Origin of the sequence: Clostridium sp. AWRP (assembly GCF_004006395.2) — a bacterium.
Taxonomy (GTDB): domain Bacteria; phylum Bacillota; class Clostridia; order Clostridiales; family Clostridiaceae; genus Clostridium_B.
The window spans coordinates 106357-121899 of record NZ_CP029758.2; the positions used below are offsets into that span (position 1 = coordinate 106357).

Below are 15543 nucleotides of genomic sequence, written 5' to 3' on the forward strand. Positions count from 1 at the left end.
GTTTTATTACAGTATTTTAAGCAAATATAGCTACTTTTTCGTAAACAATTGCTATACCATTAAACATTAATTTTACTTGTAAATTTATTAGTACAAATTGTTTTGAATTTGTAATTATTTTACTTTTTATATTTTTATGCTTTAATATCATATGATATGTATTATAATATTAGGTGTAATATAATAAACTATTATTTTATGCAGGAGATAAACATGAAACATAAATATGAAAAAGTAAAAGAAGAAATTATTAGCTGGGCAGTTAATGAAAAATATAAACCACATGAAAAAATTCCAACAGAATCAGAACTTATGGAGCTATTTAAGGTTAGTAGACATACCATAAGAAGAGCAATAAGTGATCTAGCGGCAGAGAAGTACTTGTATAGATTGCAGGGAAGTGGAATATATGTATCTGATTTTAAACAAAATGAAATTTACTTGAGAAATAACAAGAATGTTGGGGTGCTTACAACATATATTTCCAACTATATATTCCCTGATATAATTAGAGGAATTGAAGATACACTATATGATGAATCGTACTCTCTTTTATTATCTTCTACTAAGAATAACATAATGCTTGAAAGTAGCAATTTAAAAAATTTATTAGCACATAAAATAGATGGACTTATTGTAGAACCTACAAAGAGTGCGTATCAAAGTCCTAACATGGGCTATTTTAACAATTTAATAGAGCAAGATATACCTTTTGTTATGATAAATGCATCTTATTCTCAAGTTAAAGTGCCAAGCTTATGTGTAGATGATTTAAAAGGGGGCAATATAGCTGCAAAGTATTTGATTACTTTAGGGCATAAAAATATAGCTGGTATTTTCAAGGTAGATGACCTACAAGGTGTACATAGGATGAATGGCTTTATTACTGGGTGTCAGGAAAGCAATGTATTATTAAGACAAGATAAAATTTTAACCTATCTGTCAGAGGAAACGAATACACTATTACCTGAAAAGATAAAGAATGTTTTAAAACAGGAAAAACGTCCGACAGGTGTATTTTGTTATAATGATGAAATTGCATACATGGTGTTAAATATTGCACATAGTTTAAAATTAAAGGTTCCTGAGGATTTATCGATTATTGGATTCGATGATTCTCCAATGGCAAAAATCATGGAACCGAAATTAACATCAATAACTCATCCAAAAGAAAAGATGGGAATAGATGCTGCCAAATTAATTATCAGATTAATTAATAATAATAATCATTTTAATGAAGGTGATTCAATATTATATGAACCTGAAATTATTATTAGAAGTTCTACAACATCAATTTAAATTTATGTACATAATAAAATAAAATTTTAAAAATAATCCTTATGAATAGCATGAGGATTATTTTTGTAAAAAATCTAATAAAATGATCAAATTTTCAAGAAATATAGAAACTTATCCCTATAAAAATAAAATAATGTTGACATTTGTACGAACAAATATTATTATTAATTTAAGTAATCGCTTTCAAAAATTATATTAATTATATTTTATTTATTAAGAAAGGAGATTGTTATAAAGTGAAAAAAGTTAGTTATTATTATGATAATCATTTTAAGATTGGGGATGTTAATGAAAACTTATATAGCTCATTTATTGAGCATTTAGGTAGGGCTGTATATAGTGGGATTTATGAACCAGGACATGAAAAGGCTGATGAAGATGGATTTAGAACAGATGCTATGAAAGTAATAAAGGATTTAAAGTTAGGATTGGTTCGTTACCCTGGTGGAAACTTTGTTTCTAATTATGATTGGAAAGATGGCATTGGACCAAAGGAGAACAGGCCTAAAAGGATGGAATTTGCTTGGTCAAGTGTTGAAACAAATCAATTTGGAATTGATGATTTTTGTCGTTGGGCAAAAAAAGTTGGTATTGAACCAATGATAGCAGTTAATTTAGGAACAGGTAGTGTTAAAAGTGCAGCTGAACTTGTAGAGTATTGTAATCATCCTGGCGGAACTTACTGGAGTGATCTTCGTATTAAAAATGGAAGTAAGGAACCTTATAATATAAAATATTGGTGTCTTGGAAATGAAATGGAAGGTACCTGGCAAGCAGGTCATTTATCAGCAGAAGATTATGCAAAAAAAGCTTGTGAAGCTGCTAAACTTATGAAATGGGTAGACAAGGATATTAAATTAGTTGCTTGTGGAAGTAGTTATGAAATGCTTCCTACTTACATGGACTGGGATAGAATTGTACTTAAAGAACTTTATCCTTATGTTGATTACATATCTACTCATAATTATAATATGAATACTAATCAAGGAACATCAAATTTTCTGGCATCATATAAGCAACTTGATGACCATATAAAGAATACAGAAAGAGTTCTTGATTATGTAAAGGCAAAAAATAAGGAAGAAAAAGATATAAAAATATGTTTAGATGAATGGAATGTATGGAACTTCCAGGATATAAAACTTGACAGTCTTGACGATTTACAGGGATTAACGACTTTTGAAGTAACTTCAGCTGAGAAATGGGAAGAAGCTCCTTCAATTTTAGAGGAAAAATATAGTCTTTTAGATGCTCTAACAGTTGGTGGTCTTGCAATAACTTTAATAAATAATGCTGATAGAGTAAAGATTGCATGTCTTGCACAATTAATTAATGTAATAGCACCTATTACAACTCAGAGAAATGGAGGAATTTTAAAACAGTCAACTTATTATCCATTTAGTATGGTTAGTAATTATGGTAGAGGATCTGTACTTAAACCATCTGTTAATGGTGCAACTTATAAATGTGATTTTGGTGAATTACCTTTAGTAGAAGCAGCTACTGTTTATGATAAAGAATCTGACGAAATTAGAGTATTTGCATTAAATTGTAATCAGGATGAAGATACAGAATTAGACCTTCAATTTAATGGCTTTGGGAATCGTAAAATTTCTAAACAATTTGTATTATCTGGAGATGACTTAGAACTTAGAAATACATTTGAAAGTCCTAACAATGTTATTGTAAAGGAAAAAGATCTTTCAAATTGTGATGGTACGGAAGTTGTTCTTCCAAAACTTTCTTGGAACGTTTTAATTATAAAGTAATTTCAATAAATTATGAGGGGAGTGGGAAGATAAGTGGATATGAAAATGCAAGATAAAGATGCTTTTAAAGAAAATTTGAAATTTAGTGAAAAATTTGGTTATGGATGTGGAGATTTAGCCATTAACTTTACCTGGGCTTCTTTAGGAATGTTTGTAGTATATTTTTATACTGATGTTGTTGGTATGTCTGCTGCTATTATTGGAACTATTATGCTGTTCTCACGTTGTTTAGACGGTGTCTTAGATGTTATAATGGGTACAATTGTTGATAAAACTAATTCAAAGTATGGTAAAGCTCGTCCTTGGATATTATGGGGATCAATTCCTTTCGTTGTGTTAACGGTGTCAATATTTATGGTACCAAACATAAGTATTTTTGGGAAGATAGTGTATATTGTAATATCTTACAACTTACTCATGATAGCGTTTACCGCAATTGCTATTCCTTATGGCACATTAAATTCATTGGTTACTCAAGACCAACATCAGAGAGAGGTATTAAATCTTTTTAGAATGTTTTTGGCACAAATAGGAGTATTAATTGTTACTAATCTTACAATGCCATTGGTAAACTTATTTGGAGGAAAACAACCTGGATGGGCTTTGACTTATTCAGTTTTAGGAGTAGTTTCTTTAATATTATTTGTTTATGTTTTTAAAACGCAAAAAGAAAGAGTAAAACCAATTAAAAAGGAAAAGATTCCTTTGAAAATTAGTCTAAAGGCTTTATGTCAAAACAAATATTGGTTTATAGCAACCATATTTTTTATAGTTTATAGTATTGGATATGCTATAAATCAAGGTAGTACGGTATATTATGCTAAATATCTTCTTGGTAATTCTTCCTTAGTTGGAGGATTAACTATTGCATATTTAGCTCCAGTATTAGTAGGATTCCTTATGATCTCAAAAGTTTATGATAAATATGGAAAAAGAAATGCTATGATCATTGGTTCAATAATAAGCATAGGCGGCTACTTAATTACAATAATAAATCCGTATAGTTTAACAGTTGTTATGGTTTCTCAAATTGTCAAAGGTTTTGGTCAAGCTTTCTTGTTAGGAGGAGTATGGGCATTATTTCCTGATACTATAGAATATGGAGAATGGAAAACAGGCATAAGAAATGAAGGATTGCTTTATAGCGGAGGTAGTTTAGGACAAAAGATGGGTATAGGTTTTGGTACAGCCATAACAGGATGGATTTTAGCTTGGGGCGGATATAATGGTGCACAAGCAGTGCAAGCTAGTTCTGCAGTATTTTCAATAAAAGCATTGTTTATTCATGTTCCAATAATAATATATGTTGCTCAAATTATATTATTGCTCTGTTATGGACTTGACAAAGAGTATCCACGCATTATGAAGGATTTGCAATTAAGAAAAAGTAAAATGAGTACCGAAAATAACTAATAAATGTATTTGAAAATTTTATACAATTTTGTAAGTAAGATATAAAAATGAATAAGTGAAACAAAGTTTTAGTTTAAACAGAATAACAAATAAATAATAGGGAGTGCCTTTTCTGATGATTTTTTATCATTAGAAAAGGCACTCCCTATATTTTTCAACTTATAGGTATAAATGTAATAATAAAATTCAAAAGATAGTAATTAATAAAGAATAGTTAACTTTATGACAAAATATAAAAATTAATACTGATAATCACAAAAAACAATTGACATTTGTACGAACAAATATTATTATAAATTTAAGTAATCGCTTTCATTTAATGGAATATAAGGGTCTAATATGGATATAATGAATACACTAACAGTAATTACAATTGCTAAGACTAGTAATAAAAATTTACAATATAAACTTGATTTTTTAATTAAAAGGAGAGGGGATTTAAAAATGATTAAATTTAAATCAATTAGAAAAAGCATGAGGTCAATTCTATTATGTGGACTTGTATTAGTTCTAAGTATAGGTCTCATGGCATGTGGAAGTACGAGCACTTCAAATTCTGGTACAAGCAGTAAAAAGAAAACGATAGCATTTATTCCACCATCACTTGTAAGTCCATTTTATACTCAGGCTGTTACAGGAGCAAAGCAAGAAGCAGCTAAAGAAGGATTTAACATAAAAGTATTGGCTCCTCAAACAGAAGACGATTTCAATGGATTGTTAAAAATAGTTGAAGATGTTATAACTCAACAAGTTGATGCTATTGCAATATGTACTACAGATGATAAAACTATGGCTGCTGTTGTAAAAAAAGCAAATGATGCAAAGATACCAGTTATTGTATTTAACTCTTTAAGTCCAATAAAGGGTGCAGATGTTTATTCTTATGTTGGATATGACCAAAAACAAGCAGGAGCTCAAGCTGCAGATTATTTAGGAACTAAACTTAAGGATAAACAATTTAATGTGGGTGTTCTAGAGGGTCTTCCTGGTGTATTTACAGACAATAGAAAAGGTGGCTTTGTAAATGAAGCTAAAAAATATTCAAATGTAAAGATTGTAGCTACACAACCAGCTGATTGGCAGAGAGAAAAAGGTATGAATGTTGCAACTAACCTTTATCAAGCTAATAAGGCTATAAATATGTTTTATGGATTGAGTGATGAAATGGCAATAGGTGCAGCTCAAGCTTTCAAATCAGCAGGAGTTAAGGATGGAGTTACTATTGGTATAGATGGAAATCCAGCTACTTTAGACTCAATTGCACAGGGAGAGACTACTGCTACAATTTATACAGATCCAAAACAAATTGGTAAAGAAAGTATAATAGATTGTTCTAAAGCTTTAAAAGGTGAAAAAATGGCAAATAAATTAGATAAGACAAAGACTTTTGTAGTAGACAAGAGTAACGTTAGTACTTATAAAGCAAAATAATTCTATATTTACTCTTAGAAAATGTTAGTTTTAACATTTTCTAAGAGTAAATATTTAGTTACATAATTTGTAGCAAAAGGAGGGGTAATATTGTCAGAAACTATATTGAAAATGGAGAACATAACTAAAAGTTTTTCAGGAGTTACAGTCCTTAAAAATTCGGGAATTGAAGTTAAAAAAGGAGAAGTTCATATTTTACTTGGCGAAAATGGTGCAGGTAAATCAACGCTTATGAAGATACTTTCCGGCGCATATTCAAAAGATAGTGGAGACATTATACTAAACGGAAATAAAGTAGAGATAAATTCTCCAAAAGATGCTGAGAAACTTGGAATAAGTATAATTTATCAAGAATTTAATTTAGTTCCCTATATGACGGTTGCTGAGAACATATATCTTGGAAGAGAGCCTGAATCCAAGGTGCCTGGTAAGGTTAATTTCAAAAAAATGTATAATGATGCACAAAAGATGATTGATTACTTAAATGTAGATATACCTGTAGATAAACCAATAAAGAGTTTAGGAATTGCCCAGCAGCAAATGGTTGAGATAGCAAAAGCACTATCGGTTCATTCTGATATCATAATAATGGATGAGCCAACAGCAGCTCTGACAGAAAAAGAAATAGATAATTTATTTAAAATAATGAGAAAAATTAAATCTGAAGGAGTTTCTATAATATACATTTCTCATAGACTTGAGGAATTTGCTCAAATTGGTGATAGAGTTACTGTTATGAGGGATGGAGAAACTATAGAAACAGTTAATATCAAAGATACATCTATAGATGAACTTATAAAATTAATGGTAGGAAGAGAAATTAAAGAAAAATTTCCTAAAATAAAGGTTGATTTAGGAGAAGAAATATTAAGGGTTAAAGGATTAACCAAAAAAGGAGTTTTTGAAAATATAAATTTCAGTTTGAAATCGGGCGAAATACTTGGATTTTCTGGCCTTATGGGTGCGGGAAGAACAGAAGTAATGAGAACTATATTTGGTATAGATTCATTTGATTCTGGTGAAATATATTTAAAAGATAAAAAAGTTGAAATAAATTCCCCTATGAAAGCAATAAAAAATGGTATAGGATTTGTAACGGAGAACAGAAGAGATGAAGGACTTGTTTTACAGATGGGTGTAGGTCAGAACATAACACTAGCATCTCTTCGCAAATATATTAGTAATCCTATAAAATTAAATCTTAGAAAAGAAGTCAAAGAAATAAAAGATTATATATCTAAATTAGCAATTAAGTCTTCAGGATATAGACAAATTGCAGGTACACTGAGTGGTGGAAACCAACAAAAGATTGTTATAGCAAAGTGGCTATTATCTGATTCAAAGGTTTTAATTGTGGATGAACCTACTCGTGGAATAGATGTAGGTGCTAAAATAGAAATTTATAATATTATGAATGATTTAGTTAAAAGTGGAGTAGGAATAATTATGATTTCTTCAGAACTTCCTGAAGTACTTGGCATGAGCGATAGGATATTAGTTATGTGCAGAGGAAAAATAACTGGGGAATTAAGTAAAGATGAGGCTACTCAAGAAAAAATAATGCATTATGCAACAGGAGGTATAGAATGATGAATCAGTTAGAAGATACTGAAAAAAAGAAAAAGATTAGTATAAATGACATATTGGATAAGCTTGGGGTTGTCATTGCATTAGTTGTTTTAATTGTAGTTATGGCTGTGTTGTCTCCAGATTTTCTTACTGTAAAAAATATATTTAACATATTGCAGCAGATTGCACAAATTGGAATAATATCTGTTGGCATGACTTTTGTAATATTACTTGGAGGAATCGACTTATCTGTTGGTTCAATTATTGCATTTACAGGACTTATTATGGCATTATGCATGAAAGCAGGAATGTCCGTTGGGTTAGCTATTTTAGTAGGTATTATACTAGGTGCAGCTATTGGTTTCTTAAATGGAATTTTAATATCAAAGGTTAAACTCCAACCTTTTATAGCGACACTAGGAACTATGACTATGGCTAGAGGACTTGCATATACTATAACAAATGGACAACCAGTATATTCTTTCTCAGCTGGGTTTAAAAGCTTTGCTGGATTTATTGGAGTTGTGCCAATACCTGCAATTATTATGGCAGTAATATTTGCATTAGGTTATTATGTACTTAAATACACAAAATTTGGAAGATACATGTATGCTATTGGAGGAAATAGAGTAGCAAGTAAACTTTCAGGAATAAATGTAGATAAATATGAGATGTTGGTTTATACGATTTCTGGAATATGCTGTGCTATAGCTGCTATAATTTTAACAGCTAGGCTTGATTCAGCAGTACCAGTTGCAGGTGATGGGAATGAACTTGATGCTATAGCAGCCGTAGCTATAGGTGGAACAAGTATGACTGGTGGAGAAGGTGGCATAGTTGGGACACTTATTGGTGCTTTAATTATGGGAGTAATTGCAAATGGAATGAACTTACTAGATGTACAACAGGGACCACAGAGATTTGCTAAAGGTGCAATTATAATTTTAGCTGTAGGAATTGATGTAATAAGAAAGAAAAGAACTTCTAAATAATACTTTCATAAATTCACAAGATGGCTATCGATTTTTGTTAAAAAGTTTCAGATTACATCCGAAACTTTTTTGCATTTAAATATTGTAGTTTTACCTTAAAGAAATTTGTTTATTAGTGCTATTTAATGATATGTAATTAGGTATCATATTTATTTAAAATGGGTAATATAATGGTGTGCTAGAATATAAATTAAGTATAAACATATCCATGTGTATCTATGTGAGAAAAATGGTGAATATAAGTAGTATAAAGTAGAAAATGTAAATTAAGCTATAAAAATACCGAAGCTAGTGAATTGAGTTAAACATAGGCTGTGATATAATAGATTTCGTTGTCATGGAAATTACAGAAACAGATTAAATCAATAGTTTTTATTTAAAATAATGAAAAGTGTTGACAGAGCAAAAAATACATGATATACTATAAAAGCTGTCGAAGTGAGGCAGCAAAATGATCCTTGAAAATTAAACAGAGGAAGATATAAGTACAACTTATTTAGAATAAACCAGCAATTCTTTTGAACTGCGAGAGCAGCTAAAAAAGTAATTTCGTAATTTGGTGTATTACATTTAGTAATATACTAAAATCAATAATAACGAGTAGTTCAAGGAAAGCTTTGAGCGAGGAGCGGAGTTTACTTAAGTAAATGAGCACCACAGCGAAAGGTTTGACGCAGAAATGCGAAGTTAGTGTTGATTTTCTATAGAGCCATAAAAACTTTTAAATTAAGAGTTTGATCCTGGCTCAGGACGAACGCTGGCGGCGTGCTTAACACATGCAAGTCGAGCGATGAAGCTCCTTCGGGAGTGGATTAGCGGCGGACGGGTGAGTAACACGTGGGTAACCTACCTCAAAGAGGGGGATAGCCTCCCGAAAGGGAGATTAATACCGCATAATAATCAGTATTCACATGAGAGCTGATTTAAAGGAGTAATCCGCTTTGAGATGGACCCGCGGCGCATTAGCTAGTTGGTAGGGTAACGGCCTACCAAGGCGACGATGCGTAGCCGACCTGAGAGGGTGATCGGCCACATTGGAACTGAGAGACGGTCCAGACTCCTACGGGAGGCAGCAGTGGGGAATATTGCACAATGGGCGAAAGCCTGATGCAGCAACGCCGCGTGAGTGAAGAAGGTTTTCGGATTGTAAAGCTCTGTCTTTGGGGACGATAATGACGGTACCCAAGGAGGAAGCCACGGCTAACTACGTGCCAGCAGCCGCGGTAATACGTAGGTGGCGAGCGTTGTCCGGAATTACTGGGCGTAAAGAGTGCGTAGGCGGATATTTAAGTGAGATGTGAAATACCCGGGCTTAACCCGGGCACTGCATTTCAAACTGGGTATCTGGAGTGCGGGAGAGGAGAATGGAATTCCTAGTGTAGCGGTGAAATGCGTAGAGATTAGGAAGAACACCAGTGGCGAAGGCGATTCTCTGGACCGTAACTGACGCTGAGGCACGAAAGCGTGGGTAGCAAACAGGATTAGATACCCTGGTAGTCCACGCCGTAAACGATGAGTACTAGGTGTAGGAGGTATCGACCCCTTCTGTGCCGCAGTAAACACAATAAGTACTCCGCCTGGGAAGTACGATCGCAAGATTAAAACTCAAAGGAATTGACGGGGGCCCGCACAAGCAGCGGAGCATGTGGTTTAATTCGAAGCAACGCGAAGAACCTTACCTGGACTTGACATACCCTGAATATCTTAGAGATAAGAGAAGCCCTTCGGGGCAGGGATACAGGTGGTGCATGGTTGTCGTCAGCTCGTGTCGTGAGATGTTAGGTTAAGTCCTGCAACGAGCGCAACCCCTGTTGTTAGTTGCTAACATTTAGTTGAGCACTCTAGCAAGACTGCCGCGGTTAACGCGGAGGAAGGTGGGGATGACGTCAAATCATCATGCCCCTTATGTCCAGGGCAACACACGTGCTACAATGGGCAGTACAGAGAGAAGCAAGACCGCAAGGTGGAGCAAACCTCAAAAACTGCCCCCAGTTCGGATTGCAGGCTGAAACTCGCCTGCATGAAGTTGGAGTTGCTAGTAATCGCGAATCAGAATGTCGCGGTGAATACGTTCCCGGGCCTTGTACACACCGCCCGTCACACCATGAGAGCTGGCAACACCCGAAGTCCGTAGTCTAACTTAGGAGGACGCGGCCGAAGGTGGGGTTAGTAATTGGGGTGAAGTCGTAACAAGGTAGCCGTAGGAGAACCTGCGGCTGGATCACCTCCTTTCTAGGGAGTCGAAAGATAGAGTATAATCTATCTTATAAATTGATGGTTTAAGTAAGTTAGAAAATCTACTCTGTTTAATTTTGAAGGATCATAGATTCTTCTTTCAATTTACAATGTAAATTGAAAAATTGTCCTTTGAAAATTGCACAGTAAATAAGAAATAAAGTAAAGCTAAGGTTATAATATAACCTTTGTAGATGATACAAAGAAAATTGGCAGTAACGAGTACAGCAAGGAAAAGACCGAATGAGGAGCGGAGTTTACTTATGTAAATGAGCACCGGAATGAGGTATTTGACGAAGCTGGACGAAGTTAATGACGATTTTCGATAATGAAAGGTCAAGCTACAAAGGGCGCATGGAGGATGCCTTGGCACCAGGAGCCTAAGAAGGACGCGATAAGCTGCGAAAAGCTCTGGGTAGGCGCAAATAGCCAGAGAACCAGAGATATCCGAATGGGGAAACCCACCTAGATAACACTAGGTACTGCAGACTGAATACATAGGTTTGTAGAGGCAAACCCGGGGAACTGAAACATCTAAGTACCCGGAGGAAGAGAAAGAAACATCGATTTTCTAAGTAGCGGCGAGCGAAAGGGAAAGAGCCCAAACCAGGAACTTGTTCCTGGGGTTGCGGATAGATTATAAATACTGTGAAGTGCTAATTGAAGAGAGCTGGAAGGCTCTGCCGGAGAAGGTAAAAGCCCTGTAAATGAAAGCAAAGAACAGTCAGATCTAATCCAGAGTACCACGAGACACGAGAAACCTTGTGGGAAACAGGGAGGACCACCTCCCAAGGCTAAATACTACCTGGTGACCGATAGAGAAGGAGTACCGTGAGGGAAAGGTGAAAAGAACCCCGGGAGGGGAGTGAAATAGAACCTGAAACCGTGTGTCCACAAACAGTCGAAGTACGTAAAGTACGACGGCGTGCTTTTTGTAGAACGAGCCAGCGAGTTACGATGTGCAGCAAGGTTAAGTACTTAAGGTACGGAGCCGGAGGGAAACCGAGTCTGAAAAGGGCGCGAAGTTGTATGTTGTAGACCCGAAACCGAGTGACCTATCCATGGCCAGGTTGAAGCGGAAGTAAAATTCCGTGGAGGACCGAACCACGTTGGTGTTGAAAAACCATGGGATGAGCTGTGGATAGCGGAGAAATTCCAATCGAACTCGGAGATAGCTGGTTCTCCTCGAAATAGCTTTAGGGCTAGCGTCGGAAATGAGTAATGGAGGTAGAGCACTGAATGGGGTAGGGGCTGACAACAGTTACTGAACCTTATCAAACTCCGAATGCCATATACTTGAATTCCGGCAGTCAGACTGCGAATGATAAGATCCGTGGTCAAAAGGGAAACAGCCCAGACCACCAGCTAAGGTCCCAAAGTGTAAGTTAAGTGGGAAAGGATGTGTGATTTCTAAGACAACTAGGATGTTGGCTCAGAAGCAGCCACTCATTTAAAGAGTGCGTAATAGCTCACTAGTCAAGAGATCATGCGCCGAAAATGTCCGGGGCTAAAACTTACCACCGAAGCTGTGGACTCGAAAGAGTGGTAGAGGAGCATCCTGTATGAGTAGAAGTCGTACCGGAAGGAACGGTGGATTGTACAGGAGAGAGAATGCTGGCATAAGTAGCGAGAAATAAGTGAGAATCTTATTGGTCGAAAACCTAAGGTTTCCTGGGGAAGGTTCGTCCGCCCAGGGTAAGTCGGGACCTAAGCCGAGGCCGAAAGGCGTAGGTGATGGACAATCGGTTGAAATTCCGATACCGCATAAAAGCGTTTGACAAAAGGGATGACGCAGGAGGATAAGGTGTGCATACAATTGGATGTATGTCTAAGCACCGAGTCAGGTATACCAGGAAAATCCGGTATATCAATGATGAGGTGTTATGGGGAACCCGTAAGGGGAAGTACCTGATTTCACGCTGCCAAGAAAAGTCTCTATGGAGTTTTTATGTGCCCGTACCGCAAACCGACACAGGTAGGTGAGGAGAGAATCCTAAGACCATCGGAAGAATTGTTGTTAAGGAACTAGGCAAATTAACCCCGTAACTTAGGGAGAAGGGGAGCCACGCAAGTGGCCGCAGAGAAAAGGCTCAAGCAACTGTTTATCAAAAACACAGGTTTCTGCTAAAGCGAAAGCTGAAGTATAGGAGCTGACGCCTGCCCGGTGCTGGAAGGTTAAGGGGAAGACTAAGCGTAAGCGAAGGTCAGAACTTAAGCCCCAGTAAACGGCGGCCGTAACTATAACGGTCCTAAGGTAGCGAAATTCCTTGTCGGGTAAGTTCCGACCCGCACGAATGGCGTAATGATTTGAGCACTGTCTCGACAACAAATCCGGCGAAATTGAAGTGCAAGTGAAGATGCTTGCTACCCGCGATTGGACGGAAAGACCCCGTAGAGCTTTACTGCAGTTTAGCACTGAATTTCGGTATTGTCTGTACAGGATAGGTGGGAGACTAGGAAGTAGTGGCGCCAGCCATTACAGAGTCGATGTTGGGATACCACCCTGACAGTACTGGGATTCTAACCGGGCTCCATGAAACTGGAGACGGGACAATGTTAGGCGGGCAGTTTGACTGGGGCGGTCGCCTCCTAAAAAGTAACGGAGGCGTACAAAGGTTCCCTCAGAAGGGTTAGAAATTCTTCGAAGAGTGCAAAGGCAGAAGGGAGCTTGACTGCGACACAAACAAGTGGAGCAGGGACGAAAGTCGGGCTTAGTGATCCGGTGGTACCTCGTGGGAGGGCCATCGCTCAACGGATAAAAGCTACCTCGGGGATAACAGGCTGATCTCCCCCAAGAGTTCACATCGACGGGGAGGTTTGGCACCTCGATGTCGGCTCGTCGCATCCTGGGGCTGAAGTAGGTCCCAAGGGTTGGGCTGTTCGCCCATTAAAGCGGCACGCGAGCTGGGTTCAGAACGTCGTGAGACAGTTCGGTCCCTATCCGTCGCGGGCGCAGGAAATTTGAGAGGAGCTGTCCTTAGTACGAGAGGACCGGGATGGACCGACCGCTGGTGAACCAGTTGTTCCGCCAGGAGCATAGCTGGGTAGCCAAGTTGGGAAGGGATAAACGCTGAAAGCATCTAAGTGTGAAGCCCACCTCAAGATAAGATTTCCCATAGCGTAAGCTAGTAAGACCCCTCGAAGAACACGAGGAGATAGGTCAGAGGTGTAAGCAGGGTAACTTGCTAAGCTGACTGATACTAATAGGTCGAGGGCTTGACCAAATAAAAAGCGAAAGAAAAAAGTTTACTGTGCAATTTTGAGAGGACAGAAACAATTGAGAATTGATAGTTGACAATTTACAATTGTTATGACCTTAAAAAAGCAATATAAAAGAAAATTGGTAGTAACGAGTACAGCGAGGAAAATGATGAACGAGGAGCGGAACTTACTAAAGTAATTGAGCACCGGAGTGAGTTGTTTGACGAAGCTGGACGAAGTTAATAACAATTTTCGATAATAAAATCTGGTGGTAATGACGTGAAGGTAACACCCCTTTCCATACCGAACAGGAAGGTTAAGCTTCAGGGTGCCGATGGTACTGCAGGGGAGGCCCTGTGGGAGAATAGGTCGCTGCCAGGTAGAAATTAGAGTACTGATTGGTACTCTAATTTTTTTATCATAATTTAATTTTATCTGATGATTACTAGTTCTAATATTCCAACATATTTTGTGATAGTCACTTTTCTCCAAGTGTACATTGGGAGTAGCTATGGCTTTTGGATAATCGCCTAAAGGATAAGGACTTAAATGCTAAATTACTAAGAAATATGTTGATAAGCATCAAGAGGAGTTTAAACTCCTCTTGATGTTAAGAACAAAGAATAAATCTTATAATACACTTTTTAGAACTTTTCCTATACTATCATGTATAACTATATTAGCCTCATTATCATAAGAAGTAGAAGATTTATTTATAAGAACCAAGTATTTTCCCTTAAAATAATTAATTAACCCTGCAGCAGGATATACTATTAGGGAAGTACCTCCTACAATTAACATATCAGCTTGCTGGATGCATTTTACGGATTTATTTAATGTGTCCATGTTTAGACTTTCTTCATATAAAACTACGTCTGGTTTTATTGTTCCATTACATTTATCACATTTTGGTATAAGACTTGGGGTATTTAGTACATAATCTAAATCAAAAGATTTTCCACATTTAGTGCAATGATTTCTGTGAATGGAACCATGTAATTCTAATACATTATTTGATCCTGCCATTTGATGGAGACCATCTATATTTTGAGTTACTATAGCTTTTAACTTTCCCATTTTTTCTAATTCTGTAAGAGCGTAATGGGCGTCATTTGGTTTTGCATCTTTGTATATCATTTTTGCCCTATAAAAATCAAAGAAATCCTCAGTATGAGACATAAAAAAACTATGACTTAGCATTACTTCAGGGGGATATGAAAAATTATTTTTAGTTTTATATAATCCTGTTTCGGATCTAAAATCAGGTATTTGCGATTCTGTAGAAACTCCTGCACCGCCCAAAAATACAATATTAGTACTTGAATCTACAGCGGATTTTAAATTCTCATAACTCATAAAATCACCTCTGATTAATATTATAGCATATACTTTTTATATGTTTAATTGTTTGGCAAATATTAGCGTGTTTTATGTATAAGAGTAACTTATTTTATTTAGAAACGGGTTTTTTAGTAATTGGAGTTGACAAATAGTATTTAAAATGATATCATAAATTTTGTTAAAAAAAGTATGGCGCTATAGCCAAGTGGTAAGGCAGAGGTCTGCAAAACCTTTATCTCCAGTTCAAATCTGGATGGCGCCTCCAAAAAGATACAGAAGTGATCTGATTGCTG

The 15543-nt window shown here is 36.3% G+C and carries 7 protein-coding genes, 1 tRNA gene and 3 rRNA genes; 10 read left to right on the plus strand and 1 reads right to left on the minus strand.

The window, feature by feature from the left end; genetic code table 11:
* Window positions 1-213: 213 nt before the first annotated feature.
* The 9 genes from DMR38_RS00535 to rrf all read left to right on the plus strand — a co-directional run bounded on the left by DMR38_RS00535 (window position 214) and on the right by rrf (window position 14290).
* On the plus strand, window positions 214-1299 hold the full coding sequence (locus DMR38_RS00535) for a GntR family transcriptional regulator (protein WP_127719509.1): 1086 nt from the start codon (window positions 214-216) through the stop codon (window positions 1297-1299).
* Between the two features lie 236 nt (window positions 1300-1535).
* Window positions 1536-3068 carry an alpha-N-arabinofuranosidase gene (locus DMR38_RS00540; RefSeq protein ID WP_127719510.1) on the plus strand — a complete coding sequence of 511 codons (1533 nt, stop codon included), beginning with the start codon at window positions 1536-1538 and terminating at the stop codon, window positions 3066-3068.
* 39 nt (window positions 3069-3107) lie between these two features.
* Window positions 3108-4481, plus strand: coding sequence for an MFS transporter (locus DMR38_RS00545; protein WP_175412886.1), 1374 nt, complete (start codon window positions 3108-3110; stop codon window positions 4479-4481).
* 444 nt (window positions 4482-4925) lie between these two features.
* Entirely contained in the window at window positions 4926-5912 is a 987-nt protein-coding gene (locus DMR38_RS00550) for a sugar ABC transporter substrate-binding protein (protein ID WP_175412887.1), read from the plus strand.
* A 90-nt stretch (window positions 5913-6002) separates the two neighbouring features.
* Window positions 6003-7502 (plus strand): sugar ABC transporter ATP-binding protein, encoded by a 1500-nt coding sequence (locus tag DMR38_RS00555; RefSeq protein WP_127719513.1) that lies wholly within the window; start codon window positions 6003-6005, stop codon window positions 7500-7502.
* Entirely contained in the window at window positions 7499-8473 is a 975-nt protein-coding gene (locus tag DMR38_RS00560; protein ID WP_207670768.1) for a ribose ABC transporter permease, read from the plus strand. Before DMR38_RS00555 ends, DMR38_RS00560 begins: the two co-directional genes overlap by 4 nt.
* A gap of 722 nt (window positions 8474-9195) precedes the next feature.
* Window positions 9196-10705, plus strand: a 16S ribosomal RNA gene (locus DMR38_RS00565).
* Window positions 10706-11042: 337 nt separating this feature from the next.
* A 23S ribosomal RNA gene (locus tag DMR38_RS00570) occupies window positions 11043-13932 on the plus strand.
* 241 nt (window positions 13933-14173) lie between these two features.
* A 5S ribosomal RNA gene (rrf, locus tag DMR38_RS00575) occupies window positions 14174-14290 on the plus strand.
* The 16S, 23S and 5S rRNA genes sit together here, the layout of an rRNA operon.
* A gap of 249 nt (window positions 14291-14539) precedes the next feature.
* Here the strand turns inward: rrf and DMR38_RS00580 are convergent.
* A complete protein-coding gene (locus tag DMR38_RS00580) occupies window positions 14540-15265 on the minus strand; it encodes an NAD-dependent protein deacylase (RefSeq protein ID WP_127719514.1) in 726 nt (241 codons plus the stop codon).
* A 176-nt stretch (window positions 15266-15441) separates the two neighbouring features.
* Here DMR38_RS00580 and DMR38_RS00585 point away from each other — a divergent pair.
* Window positions 15442-15515 (plus strand) — tRNA-Cys (locus DMR38_RS00585).
* The last annotated feature ends 28 nt before the right edge of the window (window positions 15516-15543 follow it).

Coding starts and splice junctions, on each gene's coding strand:
- DMR38_RS00580 (WP_127719514.1), bottom strand. CDS start 15,265: ATGAGTTATGAGAATTTAAAATCCGCTGTAGATTCAAGTACTAATATT.
- DMR38_RS00545 (WP_175412886.1), top strand. CDS start 3,108: ATGAAAATGCAAGATAAAGATGCTTTTAAAGAAAATTTGAAATTTAGT.
- DMR38_RS00535 (WP_127719509.1), top strand. CDS start 214: ATGAAACATAAATATGAAAAAGTAAAAGAAGAAATTATTAGCTGGGCA.
- DMR38_RS00550 (WP_175412887.1), top strand. CDS start 4,926: ATGATTAAATTTAAATCAATTAGAAAAAGCATGAGGTCAATTCTATTA.
- DMR38_RS00560 (WP_207670768.1), top strand. CDS start 7,499: ATGATGAATCAGTTAGAAGATACTGAAAAAAAGAAAAAGATTAGTATA.